Annotated in this window: 13 protein-coding genes, 2 tRNA genes, 2 rRNA genes and 1 pseudogene (1 of these 18 only partly in view); 10 read left to right on the plus strand and 8 right to left on the minus strand. The window is 46.9% G+C overall.

The window, feature by feature from the left end:
• The 4 genes from AACU32_RS04295 to AACU32_RS04310 all read right to left on the minus strand — a co-directional run.
• A 23S ribosomal RNA gene (locus AACU32_RS04295) occupies window positions 1-1,250 on the minus strand (it extends 1,579 nt beyond the left edge of the window).
• A 265-nt stretch (window positions 1,251-1,515) separates the two neighbouring features.
• A tRNA-Ala gene (locus AACU32_RS04300) sits at window positions 1,516-1,588 on the minus strand.
• A 90-nt stretch (window positions 1,589-1,678) separates the two neighbouring features.
• Window positions 1,679-1,752, minus strand: a tRNA-Ile gene (locus tag AACU32_RS04305).
• Between the two features lie 119 nt (window positions 1,753-1,871).
• Window positions 1,872-3,360: ribosomal RNA gene (locus AACU32_RS04310) — 16S ribosomal RNA — on the minus strand.
• Together the 16S and 23S rRNA genes with 2 tRNA genes alongside form the textbook arrangement of a ribosomal RNA operon.
• A gap of 304 nt (window positions 3,361-3,664) precedes the next feature.
• On the opposite strand from AACU32_RS04310, the pseudogene AACU32_RS04315 reads away from it, so the two are divergent.
• Together AACU32_RS04315 and AACU32_RS04320 are read left to right on the plus strand one after the other, a co-directional pair.
• A pseudogene (locus AACU32_RS04315) lies at window positions 3,665-3,850 on the plus strand (carboxylating nicotinate-nucleotide diphosphorylase); the annotation flags it as partial.
• 125 nt (window positions 3,851-3,975) lie between these two features.
• Window positions 3,976-4,344 (plus strand): IS5 family transposase, encoded by a 369-nt coding sequence (locus AACU32_RS04320; RefSeq protein WP_445223160.1) that lies wholly within the window; start codon window positions 3,976-3,978, stop codon window positions 4,342-4,344.
• A 186-nt stretch (window positions 4,345-4,530) separates the two neighbouring features.
• Here AACU32_RS04320 and AACU32_RS04325 read toward each other — a convergent pair whose 3' ends face one another.
• From AACU32_RS04325 to AACU32_RS04335, 3 genes are all read right to left on the minus strand, one after another.
• Window positions 4,531-4,662, minus strand: a complete 132-nt coding sequence (locus tag AACU32_RS04325) for a hypothetical protein (protein WP_339377491.1) — start codon at window positions 4,660-4,662, stop codon at window positions 4,531-4,533.
• Window positions 4,663-4,669: 7 nt separating this feature from the next.
• Window positions 4,670-5,308, minus strand: a complete 639-nt coding sequence (locus AACU32_RS04330) for a hypothetical protein (RefSeq protein ID WP_096598183.1) — start codon at window positions 5,306-5,308, stop codon at window positions 4,670-4,672.
• Window positions 5,309-5,602: 294 nt separating this feature from the next.
• The gene (locus AACU32_RS04335) at window positions 5,603-5,836 is read right to left on the minus strand and encodes a hypothetical protein (RefSeq protein WP_339377492.1); all 234 of its coding nucleotides are present in this window, start codon (window positions 5,834-5,836) and stop codon (window positions 5,603-5,605) included.
• 242 nt (window positions 5,837-6,078) lie between these two features.
• Between AACU32_RS04335 and AACU32_RS04340 the strand changes: the two genes are divergently transcribed.
• Window positions 6,079-6,318: a hypothetical protein gene (locus tag AACU32_RS04340; RefSeq protein WP_339377493.1), complete on the plus strand. Its 240-nt coding sequence runs from the start codon at window positions 6,079-6,081 to the stop codon at window positions 6,316-6,318.
• Window positions 6,319-6,535: 217 nt separating this feature from the next.
• Window positions 6,536-7,003 carry a plasmid pRiA4b ORF-3 family protein gene (locus AACU32_RS04345; RefSeq protein ID WP_339377494.1) on the plus strand — a complete coding sequence of 156 codons (468 nt, stop codon included), beginning with the start codon at window positions 6,536-6,538 and terminating at the stop codon, window positions 7,001-7,003.
• Window positions 7,004-7,067: 64 nt separating this feature from the next.
• On the opposite strand, the gene AACU32_RS04350 is transcribed toward AACU32_RS04345, so the two are convergent.
• Window positions 7,068-8,183, minus strand: coding sequence for an ISAs1 family transposase (locus tag AACU32_RS04350; protein ID WP_339377495.1), 1,116 nt, complete (start codon window positions 8,181-8,183; stop codon window positions 7,068-7,070).
• A gap of 105 nt (window positions 8,184-8,288) precedes the next feature.
• On the opposite strand from AACU32_RS04350, the gene AACU32_RS04355 reads away from it, so the two are divergent.
• The 6 genes from AACU32_RS04355 (at window position 8,289) to AACU32_RS04380 (ending at window position 12,495) form a co-directional block, all read left to right on the plus strand.
• Window positions 8,289-8,564, plus strand: a complete 276-nt coding sequence (locus AACU32_RS04355) for an ATP-binding protein (RefSeq protein ID WP_096598187.1) — start codon at window positions 8,289-8,291, stop codon at window positions 8,562-8,564.
• A complete protein-coding gene (locus AACU32_RS04360; protein WP_096598189.1) occupies window positions 8,561-9,190 on the plus strand; it encodes a response regulator in 630 nt (209 codons plus the stop codon). Before AACU32_RS04355 ends, AACU32_RS04360 begins: the two co-directional genes overlap by 4 nt.
• Before the next feature lie 202 nt (window positions 9,191-9,392).
• Window positions 9,393-9,863, plus strand: a complete 471-nt coding sequence (locus tag AACU32_RS04365; RefSeq protein ID WP_339377496.1) for a hypothetical protein — start codon at window positions 9,393-9,395, stop codon at window positions 9,861-9,863.
• 124 nt (window positions 9,864-9,987) lie between these two features.
• Complete coding sequence (locus AACU32_RS04370) at window positions 9,988-10,701, plus strand: SDR family oxidoreductase (protein ID WP_096598193.1); 714 nt, start codon at window positions 9,988-9,990, stop codon at window positions 10,699-10,701.
• 52 nt (window positions 10,702-10,753) lie between these two features.
• The gene (locus AACU32_RS04375; RefSeq protein WP_096598195.1) at window positions 10,754-11,674 is read left to right on the plus strand and encodes an alpha/beta fold hydrolase; all 921 of its coding nucleotides are present in this window, start codon (window positions 10,754-10,756) and stop codon (window positions 11,672-11,674) included.
• Window positions 11,675-11,811: 137 nt separating this feature from the next.
• Entirely contained in the window at window positions 11,812-12,495 is a 684-nt protein-coding gene (locus tag AACU32_RS04380; protein ID WP_096598197.1) for a type 1 glutamine amidotransferase domain-containing protein, read from the plus strand.
• Window positions 12,496-12,699: the final 204 nt, after the last annotated feature.

Here is a 12,699-nt window from a genome sequence, read left to right on the forward strand (position 1 = left end):
ACAGCTGCTTGCCGCTACTGCTTCTACCTACGACGGAACGCTCCCCTACCGATTTATCGTTAGACAAATCCCACAGCTTCGGTACATCGCTTAGCCCCGTTCATTTTCGGCGCGAGAGCGCTTGACTAGTGAGCTATTACGCACTCTTTCAAGGGTGGCTGCTTCTAGGCAAACCTCCTAGTTGTCTGTGCACTCTCACCTCCTTTATCACTTAGCGATGATTTGGGGACCTTAGCTGGTGGTCTGGGCTGTTTCCCTCTTGACAATGAAGCTTATCCCCCACTGTCTCACTGGCAATGTGTGCTCTGGGTATTCTGAGTTTGTCTCGATTTGGTACCGGTCTCCCAGCCCGCACCGAAACAGTGCTTTACCCCCCAGATATATTCATTACCGCTGCGCCTAAACACATTTCGGGGAGAACCAGCTAGCTCCTGGTTCGATTGGCATTTCACCCCTAACCACACCTCATCCGCCGATTTTTCAACATCGGTCGGTTCGGACCTCCACTTGGTGTTACCCAAGCTTCATCCTGGACATGGTTAGATCACCAGGGTTCGGGTCTATAAACACTGATTTTTCGCCCTCTTCAGACTCGGTTTCCCTTTGGCTCCAGCATTCTCGCTTTAACCTACCAGTGCCTATAAGTCGCCGGCTCATTCTTCAACAGGCACGCGGTCATCCGTTTAATCGGACTCCCACTGCTTGTAGGCTGACGGTTTCATGTTCTATTTCACTCCCCTTCCGGGGTTCTTTTCACCTTTCCCTCGCGGTACTTGTTCACTATCGGTCACACAGTAGTATTTAGCCTTACGAGATGGTCCTCGCTGATTCACATGGGATTCCTCGTGCCCCATGCTACTCGGGATGAAGCTACTATCCTTAAGTTTTCGACTACAGGACTTTCACCTTCTTTGGTGCAGTATTTAGCTGCTTCGTCTAACCGCTAGATTCGTTATTGCTTTCCCACAACCCCAAAAGGTAAACCCTTTGGTTTAGGCTTTTCCCCTTTCGCTCACCACTACACAGGGAATCTCTTTTGATTTCTCTTCCTCCAGCTACTAAGATGTTTCAATTCGCTGGGTTGGCTCTTTCCTGCCTATATATTCAGCAGGTAGTATTTAGGGTTGCCCCATTCGGACATCTCCGGATCAATGTCTGCTTCCAACTCCCCGGAGCATTTCGTCGGTAACCACGTCCTTCTTCGCCTCTGTGTGCCTAGGTATCCACCATCAGCCCTTATTAGCTTGACCACAATTCATTTGGTCTTCACCACTGCAAACACATTTCATTCATTAAATGTCTGTGTCTGCCTGCTTTTTTCGCGTTACTATGCAGTTTTCAAGGTTCTGGCTGGTTTTCACCCAGCAGTTTGACTTTGAGATTTGTCAATTGCTGAATTTAACCACAATCTTTGATTGTATCATACTGTCTTTGTCATCACAACCATTATACCGTTTTCAGCTTTTGACTGCCATCGATATAACTTTGGCGATTTTCACAAGGAAGTACTTGATGTGGAGGTTAGCGGACTCGAACCGCTGACATCCTGCTTGCAAAGCAGGCGCTCTACCAACTGAGCTAAACCCCCTAACACAATTCAAAATTCAAAATTCAAAATTCAAAAATAATTTATTTCTTACTTTTGACTTTTGACTTTTAACTTTTGACTTGCTTCAGGTGGGCCATCCTGGACTCGAACCAGGGACCTCACCCTTATCAGGGGTGCGCTCTAACCACCTGAGCTAATAGCCCATAATTGAACCTCATCATAGTTTGAAAGCCTCAACAATTCCTGCGACCGACCTAGAGTAGACCATCTCATTATCTATTTGCTGTTTGCTTTCAATATTTGAGTTGGGTAGGTCTCCCTAAAAGGAGGTGATCCAGCCACACCTTCCGGTACGGCTACCTTGTTACGACTTCACCCCAGTCACCAGCACTGCCTTAGGCATCCTCCCCCACGAATGGTTGGAGTAATGACTTCGGGCGTTGCCAGCTTCCATGGTGTGACGGGCGGTGTGTACAAGGCCCGGGAACGAATTCACTGCAGTATGCTGACCTGCAATTACTAGCGATTCCGACTTCACGGAGCTGAGTTGCAAGCTCCGATCTGAACTGAGCTACGGTTTGTGAGATTTGCTTGCTATCGCTAGCTTGCTGCCCTTTGTCCGTAGCATTGTAGTACGTGTGTAGCCCAAGACGTAAGGGGCATGCTGACTTGACGTCATCCCCACCTTCCTCCGGTTTGTCACCGGCAGTCTCTCTAGAGTGCCCAACTTAATGCTGGCAACTAAAAACGAGGGTTGCGCTCGTTGCGGGACTTAACCCAACATCTCACGACACGAGCTGACGACAGCCATGCACCACCTGTGTTCGCGCTCCCGAAGGCACTCCTCCCTTTCAAGAGGATTCGCGACATGTCAAGTCTTGGTAAGGTTCTTCGCGTTGCATCGAATTAAACCACATACTCCACCGCTTGTGCGGGCCCCCGTCAATTCCTTTGAGTTTCACCGTTGCCGGCGTACTCCCCAGGCGGGATACTTAACGCGTTAGCTCCGGCACGGCTCGGGTCGATACAAGCCACGCCTAGTATCCATCGTTTACGGCTAGGACTACTGGGGTATCTAATCCCATTCGCTCCCCTAGCTTTCGTCCCTCAGTGTCAGTTGCGGCCTAGCAGAGCGCTTTCGCCACCGGTGTTCTTCCTGATCTCTACGCATTTCACCGCTACACCAGGAATTCCCTCTGCCCCGAACGCACTCTAGCCATGTAGTTTCCACTGCTTTTACAAGGTTGAGCCTTGCTCTTTAACAGCAGACTTACATAGCCACCTGCGGACGCTTTACGCCCAATCATTCCGGATAACGCTTGCATCCTCCGTATTACCGCGGCTGCTGGCACGGAGTTAGCCGATGCTGATTCCTCAAGTACCGTCATTTTTTTCTTCCTTGAGAAAAGAGGTTTACAACCCAAGAGCCTTCCTCCCTCACGCGGTATTGCTCCGTCAGGCTTTCGCCCATTGCGGAAAATTCCCCACTGCTGCCTCCCGTAGGAGTCTGGGCCGTGTCTCAGTCCCAGTGTGGCTGATCATCCTCTCAGACCAGCTACTGATCGTCGCCTAGGTGCGCTCTTACCACACCTACTAGCTAATCAGACGCGAGCTCATCTTCAGGCAGCAAGCCTTTTACCTTTCGGCACATCCGGTATTAGCCACCGTTTCCAGTGGTTGTCCCCGACCTGAAGCTAGATTCTCACGCGTTACTCACCCGTCCGCCACTATCTCCGAAGAGACCGTTCGACTTGCATGTGTTAAGCATACCGCCAGCGTTCATCCTGAGCCAGGATCAAACTCTCCATTTTGTTGAAGTTTGTTTAGCTCTTGACGACTGACTTTAACCTCAGTCTGGTTATTTTCTTTACTTGACGCAGGTATTTGTTATATACTGGCTTTCAAACTATAATATTTTCAAGGTTCGGTGTCCCTGCCGCGCTTCGCTTTTCGCGCTCCGCTCTCAGGCACTTATCCAATATATCGAGCCGACTTTGGTTTGTCAACTCTTTTTTTCAAAAAATTGAGTTTTTTTTGAATCGAGATTGTAAGGCTTGCACAGTCAGGGTTTTCAGCTATAGTATTCCTGGCAGTTTAGAAGGAAGCAATGAAGTTGTGAGCAAGTTTGCTGTTTTGCCACCTTGGCTGGTGTTAGATCCGCTGTTGCATAGCTGGTTGTTGGAGAATATTGGTCGCGGCGATCGCACAACGAATAGCCTATTAGCTAAGGATGTCACGCCAGGAACAGCTATATGGATTGCCAAAGCTCCAGGAGTTATTGCTGGGTTACCAATTGCAGCTAGTGGTCTATCGCAAAAGTTTTGATGAGTGAGTAGTGAGGACTTCAATCCTCAAATCAAGGACTAGGGCGTGTTTTCAAACTCGTTGTATCCTACAAAATAGGCGATCGCATGTGGGGTGTCTTGATGAATCGAGGAGACTTGAGTAATGAACAGTGGGAGAAGTTAAAATCGCTACTTCCACCTACAAAACCACGAACGGGTAAGCCCAATAACGATCACCGCACAGTGATCAATGGAATCCTATGGATACTCAGAACTGGGGCACCGTGGCGGGATATGCCGGAACGGTATGGAAAGTGGGAGAGTATAGCAACAAGGTTTTATCGCTGGCAAAAAGCTGGAATTTGGAACCAAATCTTAGGGCATCTACAAGCGATCGCAGATCAAAAAGACAACCTGGATTGGCAAGTTCATTATGTGGATGGCACAGTGGTACGCGCCCACCAGCACGCAGCTGGTGGAAAAAAGGGGGTGAAGAAGAAGAGAAACTAGGTCGTTCTCGCGGGGGTTTCAGTACAAAAATACACATTCGGTGTGAGGGTAAAGGTAAACCCATAACTTTTATTCTTAGTCCAGGTCAAAGAAACGAGTCAATTTTTCTAGAACAATTATTTGTTGTGGTTATAGTTTGAAAACACGCCCTAAAGTCCTGACTACGAATTTATTCACTCCTCAAAATTAATGCGATGAACCACTAGTTTGAAGCGGCGGTGGTGGTGGCAAAGTACCTGTAGGCAATGACTGCAAAGCCACCAAAGCGGGAGCCACTCTTTGTTCTGGAGTCCGACGGTCATAAATTTTGTGCTGCATCTTTTGACTACATTCGTTTACTATTATTAACGTGAACGATTGCGCTGCGAGGACGTAAAGCAGCATCTTGACGTTTGCGACTGCCAACAAGTGTTATTTGAAAATTAAAAAAACTGTCTAACTCTTGTTGTAACTGGGTCGAGATTTCCGCAGGTTTTAAGCTATAAGTATAATTGCTACATTTAGGTGTCATTTTCTTGTTAGTGACGCGAACTTTATCGCTAACCCGACCTCTTTGCAGGCGGATGGGAGGACAATAATTCTCTGCATCTGTCTTGACAGCGATTTTCCACCAAGACTGATTACTACACCAACAAAGCATCTTCTTAAGATGAAAGCGGTAATTTCGCTTGCTCTTAACATCACCAAGAGAATCAAAAACTTCTTGTTGATAGTCGAGCGCGTTATTTAATTCCGATATCGGCACGGTTTTCATAAATTCTAATCCAAAACTTATTTGCTTAGAATTTTGCTTATTGCGTGAGGGTAAAGGGAAGCCCCACTTAGGTAGGGTATAGCGAATTAATACAGTGCGAATACCTGCCGTCACATCATGTTTACTGTCCTTATCTTGTGAGAGGAGGTATTCACAATAAATATAGTAAACATCAAAAAGCGTTGTGGGATTCGAGATAAGCGTGTTCATAATCCTAGCTCCTAGTTAAATTTATGTTGGCTACTACAAGAGTTAATGACATAGTCAATCGAAGTAATTTTTCAGAGTTTAAGAAAGCAAATCCATCAAGAGTTCCTATTTATGAGCATGAGAGTGGCAATGAATAATTCAATTATTGTTGGCATTTAACCCCCTGATTTATGACATATTATAATCAATCACATGGCACGGAATTTATCCGGTTAACTAACATTTATTGCCCGATTAATAACTCAAAAAGCCTTGATGCTACTGCCGAATAGCTCCCTAGAAATTCTCCAAGTGTCATAAATATTTGTCACAAGTATTTATGACGCGAAAATCCTCAATCAATTTGATATTAATTCGGCTCAAGGTGGAGTTATCAAAAAAGCCGATGACCGCCACATTTAGAGGAATTTCGTCATACATTTCTGGAACATGACCGAAGAAAGGCAGAGGGCAGATGGCAGCTATGCTGAAGGGAAGAGATTCAAGGGTGTGCCCGATGCCATAAGGGTCACAAGCCCCTAAATTCATTTATGAAAAAATAAGACAATATGTATTTCGAGACGCGAAGCGCAAGAAATACTACGTCCTTGCTAAATCCCTTAAATTTATTTATAGGGATTCCTTCTGCCCTCTGCCTTCGTACTTCTGCCTTCTTAATGAGGTTTTTCTGTTCGTTTTTAGCCATTTCTCTTTTCCTTTCATTTTTGAGATTAAGCTGACAAGTATTCAATCAAACCAAAAAGCCCCTACGGGGAATTTACCGTAAGGGCTTGAGTTTGAATTTTTACTTGATTTTTGACAGCCGTTATTCGGCTGTAGCTCATACTTTTATAACTCACTTTTTCTTTCTTTATCAAGGACTGAAAAAAATTGGCGCAAGCACCATTGGCATTACCGCGTTGCTCTCTTCCCTGATAACAGGCTCGCTAGCGCGATCGCCACAAAAAGGCGATCGCGCTAGCGACGGAAATCAAAACGCGCTTCGCGTTGGTACACACGCCCCGGAGTAGGGCAACTCTAGTTCTTCTTTTAACCAGACGATCCGTTTGGACTTATTGACGTTTTTATGGTAGATGGTAAGCATATGTCGGCGTGGCTTGCCTTGGGTGGACTCCGCTTTGAGTATAGCAGCGCCAATAACCGGGGCTTATTGCTGTATCTATATATTCAATACTGTCTTCAGTGTAGGACAGCAGAGTGCTGCAAAGTCACTGTAAGAAAATTTTTGTGGTGCTGTTGAGCATCAGCCCGATGATTTGGCGGCGTATAAAAGTCAGCAGCGATAGCACAATAGAAGATTTACATTACACGATTCAGTTGGCAATGGGGTGGGAAGATATTCACCTCCATCATTTCATCATCCACGGTAAGCACTACGGGATTATCCAACCAGGGGGAACAGTATTTAGCGATCGCGCCTGTGAAGTAAAACTTGCGTCCCTTGGGTTGAGGGAGAAAGAAAAGTTTTTATACGAATATGACTTCAGTATTTGCCCATTAATGGGTGCATGGCGTTATTGGTGGCGGCATCAAATCAGAGTAGAAGCAATACTTACTCCAGATCCCAAGCAAACTTACCCAATCTGCACTGGCGGTAAAGGTGTTTGTCCCCCAGAGAACTGTGGTGGCCCTTGGGGCTTCATGAAAGCAAGGGAAGAATTTTTCATTTCTGACGTGTTAAGTAGTTCAAACTAATTAAACGTCAAATGTCATTACGAGCGGAACGTAGTTTAGCGTAAAGCCTTCGGCATAGCTTCGCTTAGCGCGTAGCGTCTCGTAGATTGAGGGCAATGCGACGTAGCAAAGCAAAATTCTGTGGGCTGTGCAGAGAACGAATTCGAGATTCATCCTCACTGAATGTGACATCCAATGTCCAATGAACAGAGTTTTCAATTCCCCAATGCTGTCGAATTGCACTACCAATCTTGTTAGCGTCACTGGTGATACTAGTAATGTAAAATTGAATTTCTTGAGTAGTCTGATTCCAATGCTGAATAGAACGGACTACCATAACTACTGTTGTCAATCCTGCCCACAAATCTTGTTCGTGAAGTACAGGAAGTTGTGACACTGGTACGGTGTACACTTGACGATTTTCGATGCGGTGATGTCCTTTCTCTACTCGTTGACTGATACTGACATCAACACCTTGAAATCCCTGTGCCAGGTTAGCCTCAAACCAATTCTTCACTTGTTGGTGTAGTGTAGGATGATTATCTTTGAGGCTCAAAACATAGTCAGCATTTGCGGCAATGATTTTTTGGGCTATCGATTTTTGAGTACCCATTGCATCAATAGTAATGATACAGCCAGATATGTCCAGTATTTCTAACAGTGCTGGAATCGCGGTAATTTCATGAGATTTATCACTTACTTTCACTTGTCCCAAGACTAAACGGTGTTCACTTGACCATGCACTCACCGTGTGTAAAGCTTTTAGCTGCGCTCCTCTGTCATATGAGCCTCTGTGAGTTTTGCCATCTATGGCTACTACTTCTACTCCCAATTTCTCTACCAATGATTGCACCCACTGCTGAAAACATTGTTCAAATTCTCTTGGGTTAATTCTCTCAAACACTCTTCTAAAAGTATCGGGGCTGGGTATTCCCTCTGGCAGTTCTAGAAATGTCTCCAACCACTCCTGTTTACTGATTCCATATTCCTCAATATCTTCCCAACCGTAGGCTCCTGCTATCACTGCCAAAATTGCTATGGTGATGATATCTGTGAGTAAATGATATCTTGTCCTTTCCACTATGGGGTCTTTTATTTGTGTGAAGTATTCCTGAAACTTAGTGGTAATGTCTTTGCTATCTATGCTGGGTGTACAAGATGCTTTGGTTTTGCTTTTCTTGTTCTCAAATCCTCTTGGCATTACTCTTACCTGGCACTTAGATGTATTAAATCTTACACTACCTCGGCTAGGCCACTTTTTTCCTACAACGACTGCTTATCTAACAAGTCTGCTTGTCAATAGGCTTTGAGACGCGTTAGCCCTGCATTTACGAATTCAATTAGGTATGCGAATGCAAAGGAAATTCGGATTGAATTAATTTATGAACCAACACAATGCTGCTTACGAATTAAAGACAATGGACAAGGGTTTGAAGCCAACCATACAATCCTAAATCGGGGGTTTGGCTTACTGGGGATTACCGAACGAGCGGAACGCATTGGGGCACAACTCTCGATTGAGAGCCGACTGGGGCAGGGAACAGAAACGATCGTATCCGTACATCGGGAGGCATCAACGTGAGTCAGTCTACAGCAATCCGCGTTTTGATTGTTGACGATCACTCGATTGTGCGGCAAGGATCAGCCGCGATGATTGAAAATGAGCCAGATATGACGGTGGTAGGTCAAGGGGGCAATGGGCAGGAAGCGATCGCTCAATATCGGCAACTCCAGCCTGATGTCACCTTGATCGACTTACGGATGCCCCAGGTAAGCGGCGTTGATGCGATCTTTGCAATCTGTGCTGAATTCACCCATGCCCGGATGATTGTACTGACCACTTATGACGGGGACGAAGATATTTATCGAGCATTACGCGCCGGAGCCAAGGGGTATCTGCTCAAGGACGCGGAACCGGATGCACTCCTGAATGCGATTCATATCGTTCACAGCGGACAACAATATATACCTTCCGAAGTCGCTGCCAAACTGGTGCAACGGATGAACATTCCAGAGTTGAGCGATCGAGAACAAGAGGTTGTTTGCCAGATGGCGCGTGGCTTGAGTAATCAAGATATTGCTGCGGCTTTGAATATTACTGAAAGTACTGTCAAATTTCACATCAACCGAATTCTGAGCAAATTAGGCGTGAGCGATCGCACTCAAGCTGTGATTACCGCACTGAAGCGGGGACTCGCCAAGTTGTGAAACAAGCGGAACTGAACTTAAGTTCGGTTGAGGGTTAGTTTTAGAGATAGTCAGCAACTGTTGTTTCATCGCTTCAATTACTCAACTGTGAGTTGGCGACAAAGCTGAATTAGTTTCATAAGCTTAAGACATAGAAAAAACGGAGTCGGGAGGAATCACAGATAGGAGTCATGGCAATCCCTCGATGCTATGAAAAACCTTCTTGGTAGAGTGTGTGATGAATCAAGATAGTCATCTTAATCAACTCTTTGTTCTACCTTCCCAACGCGATCGCTATGAGGGGACGCTTAATGCCCCCGTGATACTCGTGGAATATGGGAATTACCAATGTCTTCAGTTCAGGGAAATGCATCAGTTGATTCAGGCAATTGTGCAAGATGCTTCAATCATCTTTGGTACTGGCGTTACCTTAGCCGCACCGGGTTCAGTCCAAGGTCTGCACCTCATAGTTTACGACATCGAGGCAGCCCACGCCGAACTCGTCGATCGGGGTGTCGAGGTGAGTGAGGTGTTCCACGATATTGGCGGGGTCTTCCACCACGCCGGAACTGAGGGACGGGAAACAGGCCCAGACCCAGAACGTCGCGACTATGCCTCCTTTGCCTCGTTCAGCGATCCGGACGGTAATGGTTGGGTGCTCCAAGAAGTGAAAACGCGCGCTCCCGGACGGTAACAAGCTGAGAATTTTGTAACGTTCACATAGCGGTGTTGGAAAACATCATTCGGGCGCTGCTCTCGGCATCAGCGCAATCCATGCCGTTTGCAAGACGCGGTCAATTATTTAGAGGTAACTGAAGATGAAAACTCAAGATTCCGTCGTCTTTATTTCTGGTGCTAGTCGCGGCTTAGGCTTGGCATTCGCCCACGAGGCACTTGACCGTGGTGCCAAAAAGGTATATGCCGGGGTGCGTAGTCCCACTGAAGTCAAAACGCCAGGTATCATTCAGGTCAAACTCGATGTGACCGATCCTGCCTCGATAGCTGCGGCCGTGACACAGTGCAGTGATACCACTGTGCTGGTCAACAACGCGGGTATTGCTCGCTTCACCAGCAGTACCCTAGATCCAACCACGATCGATGTCGCGCGGGAAGTCTTCGAGACTAACTACTATGGCATGATTCTGCTCAGCCAGAAATTTGCTCCAATTCTTGCCAAGAATGGGGGTGGAGCAGTCATCAATGTCTTGTCGGATGCCACTTGGTATGCGCGTCCGATGCTGGCAGCGTATTCCGCCTCAAAGTCAGCAGCGTGGAGCTTCACCAATGCCTTACGCATAGATCTGCGAAACCAGAAGACATTAGTGCTCGGTCTGCATGTCGGCTTTATGGATACCGACATGACCAAAGGCTTCGAGATGAAAAAGATCAGTCCACAGCAGGTTGCCGAAGCCGCCCTGACTGGCATTGAAGACAACAAGGAAGAGTTACTGGCTGACGACTTCACCAGGGAAGTTAAGCGAAGCCTTTGCAATGAGCAGCCGATGTATTTGAATCCGCCGGAAATCGGCTGAACGCCGTTCGTTCGTAAGCGGAGGTTTGCAGTCTTTGGGTACGAACTGGAAGATGAAGCCATCACCAGTAATGCACGCACTGATTGTCAATGATTTTCAAACTGCGCTGGGAAAGGACAATATGCAAAGAAAAACATTCAGAACATCTGATGGTGCCGAATTAAGCTACATCAGCGCGGGTAGCGGACAACCCATCGTGATGCTTCACGGTTGGTCGCAATCGGCAGAACAATTCAAATATCAAATTCCTGTTTTTGCCGAACACTATCAGGCGATCGTGATCGATTTGCGAGGACACGGCGAGTCAGAAAAAGTGAGGTTCGGGTATCGAATCTCTCGCTTGGCTCAAGATATTTATGAATTGATCGGTACTCTGAAACTCCAAAAGCCACACCTATTAGGTCACTCAATGGGATGTTCTCTGATCTGGAGTTATCTTGATCTGTTTGGATTAGATGAAATTGATCGATTAGTGTTGGTCGATCAATCTCCGTTGGTCATCTCGCGATCGCATTGGAACGCTCAAGAAATCGCAGAGTCCGGGGCAGTGTTTACTGGCGAACAACTCAATGCAGCAGTACACACTCTAGAAAATGGCAATGCTGAGGAACTGACTCGAAGCCTTCTCACTTCAATGGTCACGCCAGCGATGTCACAGGAGCAGTTTGAGTGGATCGTTGAGTGCAATCAACGCTTGCCACGAGCGATCGCTGCAACGCTGTTGTACAACCACGCTCACACCGACTGGCGCGATCAAATTGTCAGGATTCGTCAGCCAACTTTGGTCATTTCTGGAAGAAAAAGTATTATTCCGTGGCGATCGCAAGTCTGGATCAATCAAAGCATTCTTAACTCTGAGTTAGAAATCTTTGAAGCCGATGAAGGTGGCGGGCATTTCACGTTTATCGAAAATCCAGAAAAGTTTAACCGACGAGTTTTGCATTTTCTCTCGCGTTGGCGTAGCCTCTCATGAGAGAGAATCGCTTGCAGTGAACCAGGAAAGGCAGACAGCAGGGCTGGACACCCTAATTAGACATATATCCCTGTGGGCATTGAGCTTCACCAATATAGGCATTTCAAGATAGGTTCTTAAATAAAAGGAGGTTTGCGATGAAGATTCTCATGGTTCTCACGTCTGACGATCAACTCGGCAATACCGGGAAGAAAACTGGTTTCTGGTTGGAAGAGTTCGCTGCTCCCTATTACGTGCTGAAGGATGCGGGAGTGGCGATCGCGGTGGCATCACCAAAGGGCGGACAGCCGCCGCTCGATCCGAAAAGCGAGATACCTGAGTTCCAGACCGAATTAACGCAGCGCTTCCGCACAGATACCGATGCACAGGCTGAACTTAGCAATACAAAAAAGCTAGCTGACGTGTCCGCAGCCGATTTTGACGCGGTCTTCTACCCTGGTGGACATGGCCCCATGTGGGACATGCCCGATAATGCGACCTCGATCGCGCTGATCGAAGCCTTCGTGAAAGCCGACAAGCCAGTCGCTGCGGTATGTCACGCGCCAGTCGCGTTCGTGAATGTACATGGGAAGGATGGCGAGTATCTGGTTAAAGGCAAGCGCGTGACCGGATTCACGAATACAGAAGAAGCAGCGATGGACTTGACCACAGTCGTACCTTTTCTGTTGGAAGATCGGCTAAAGGAACGGGGTGGCATTTACAGCAAAGCCGCTAACTGGGTTCTTTATGTCCAGGTGGACGGAAGGCTTGTGACCGGACAGAATCCAGCCTCTTCGGGACCCGCAGCGGAAGAGTTACTGAAGTTGCTTTGCTCTGTTTGAGCTGATGTGAATGAACAGCAGACGATGATTAGTCTGTGCTGTGGTTGCCGCCGAACCAGGTGCTGCACCTGACCGAGGCTGCATTGCTGTTTTGCGTGACATCAAGCTCTTGCAGCATTCCTGGCAGGCTCATTAGGCTCACTGGAGAGGGTTCACGACAGTTGCAGGCTGAAGTCCAACTCGGAAATATTGGAGAGTTAATTC

Source organism: Calothrix sp. NIES-2100, assembly GCF_963875285.1.
In the GTDB taxonomy this organism is placed as follows: Bacteria; Cyanobacteriota; Cyanobacteriia; order Cyanobacteriales; family Nostocaceae; genus Aulosira.

What these genes read in the sequence shown, in the direction of transcription:
- AACU32_RS04380 (WP_096598197.1), top strand. Translation starts at nt 11,812, where the DNA reads ATGAAGATTCTCATGGTTCTCACGTCTGACGATCAACTCGGCAATACC.
- AACU32_RS04325 (WP_339377491.1), bottom strand. Translation starts at nt 4,662, where the DNA reads ATGCAGCACAAAATTTATGACCGTCGGACTCCAGAACAAAGAGTGGCT.
- AACU32_RS04320 (WP_445223160.1), top strand. Translation starts at nt 3,976, where the DNA reads ATGAATCGAGGAGACTTGAGTAATGAACAGTGGGAGAAGTTAAAATCG.
- AACU32_RS04375 (WP_096598195.1), top strand. Translation starts at nt 10,754, where the DNA reads ATGAAGCCATCACCAGTAATGCACGCACTGATTGTCAATGATTTTCAA.
- AACU32_RS04350 (WP_339377495.1), bottom strand. Translation starts at nt 8,183, where the DNA reads ATGCCAAGAGGATTTGAGAACAAGAAAAGCAAAACCAAAGCATCTTGT.
- AACU32_RS04370 (WP_096598193.1), top strand. Translation starts at nt 9,988, where the DNA reads ATGAAAACTCAAGATTCCGTCGTCTTTATTTCTGGTGCTAGTCGCGGC.
- AACU32_RS04330 (WP_096598183.1), bottom strand. Translation starts at nt 5,308, where the DNA reads ATGAACACGCTTATCTCGAATCCCACAACGCTTTTTGATGTTTACTAT.
- AACU32_RS04335 (WP_339377492.1), bottom strand. Translation starts at nt 5,836, where the DNA reads ATGAATTTAGGGGCTTGTGACCCTTATGGCATCGGGCACACCCTTGAA.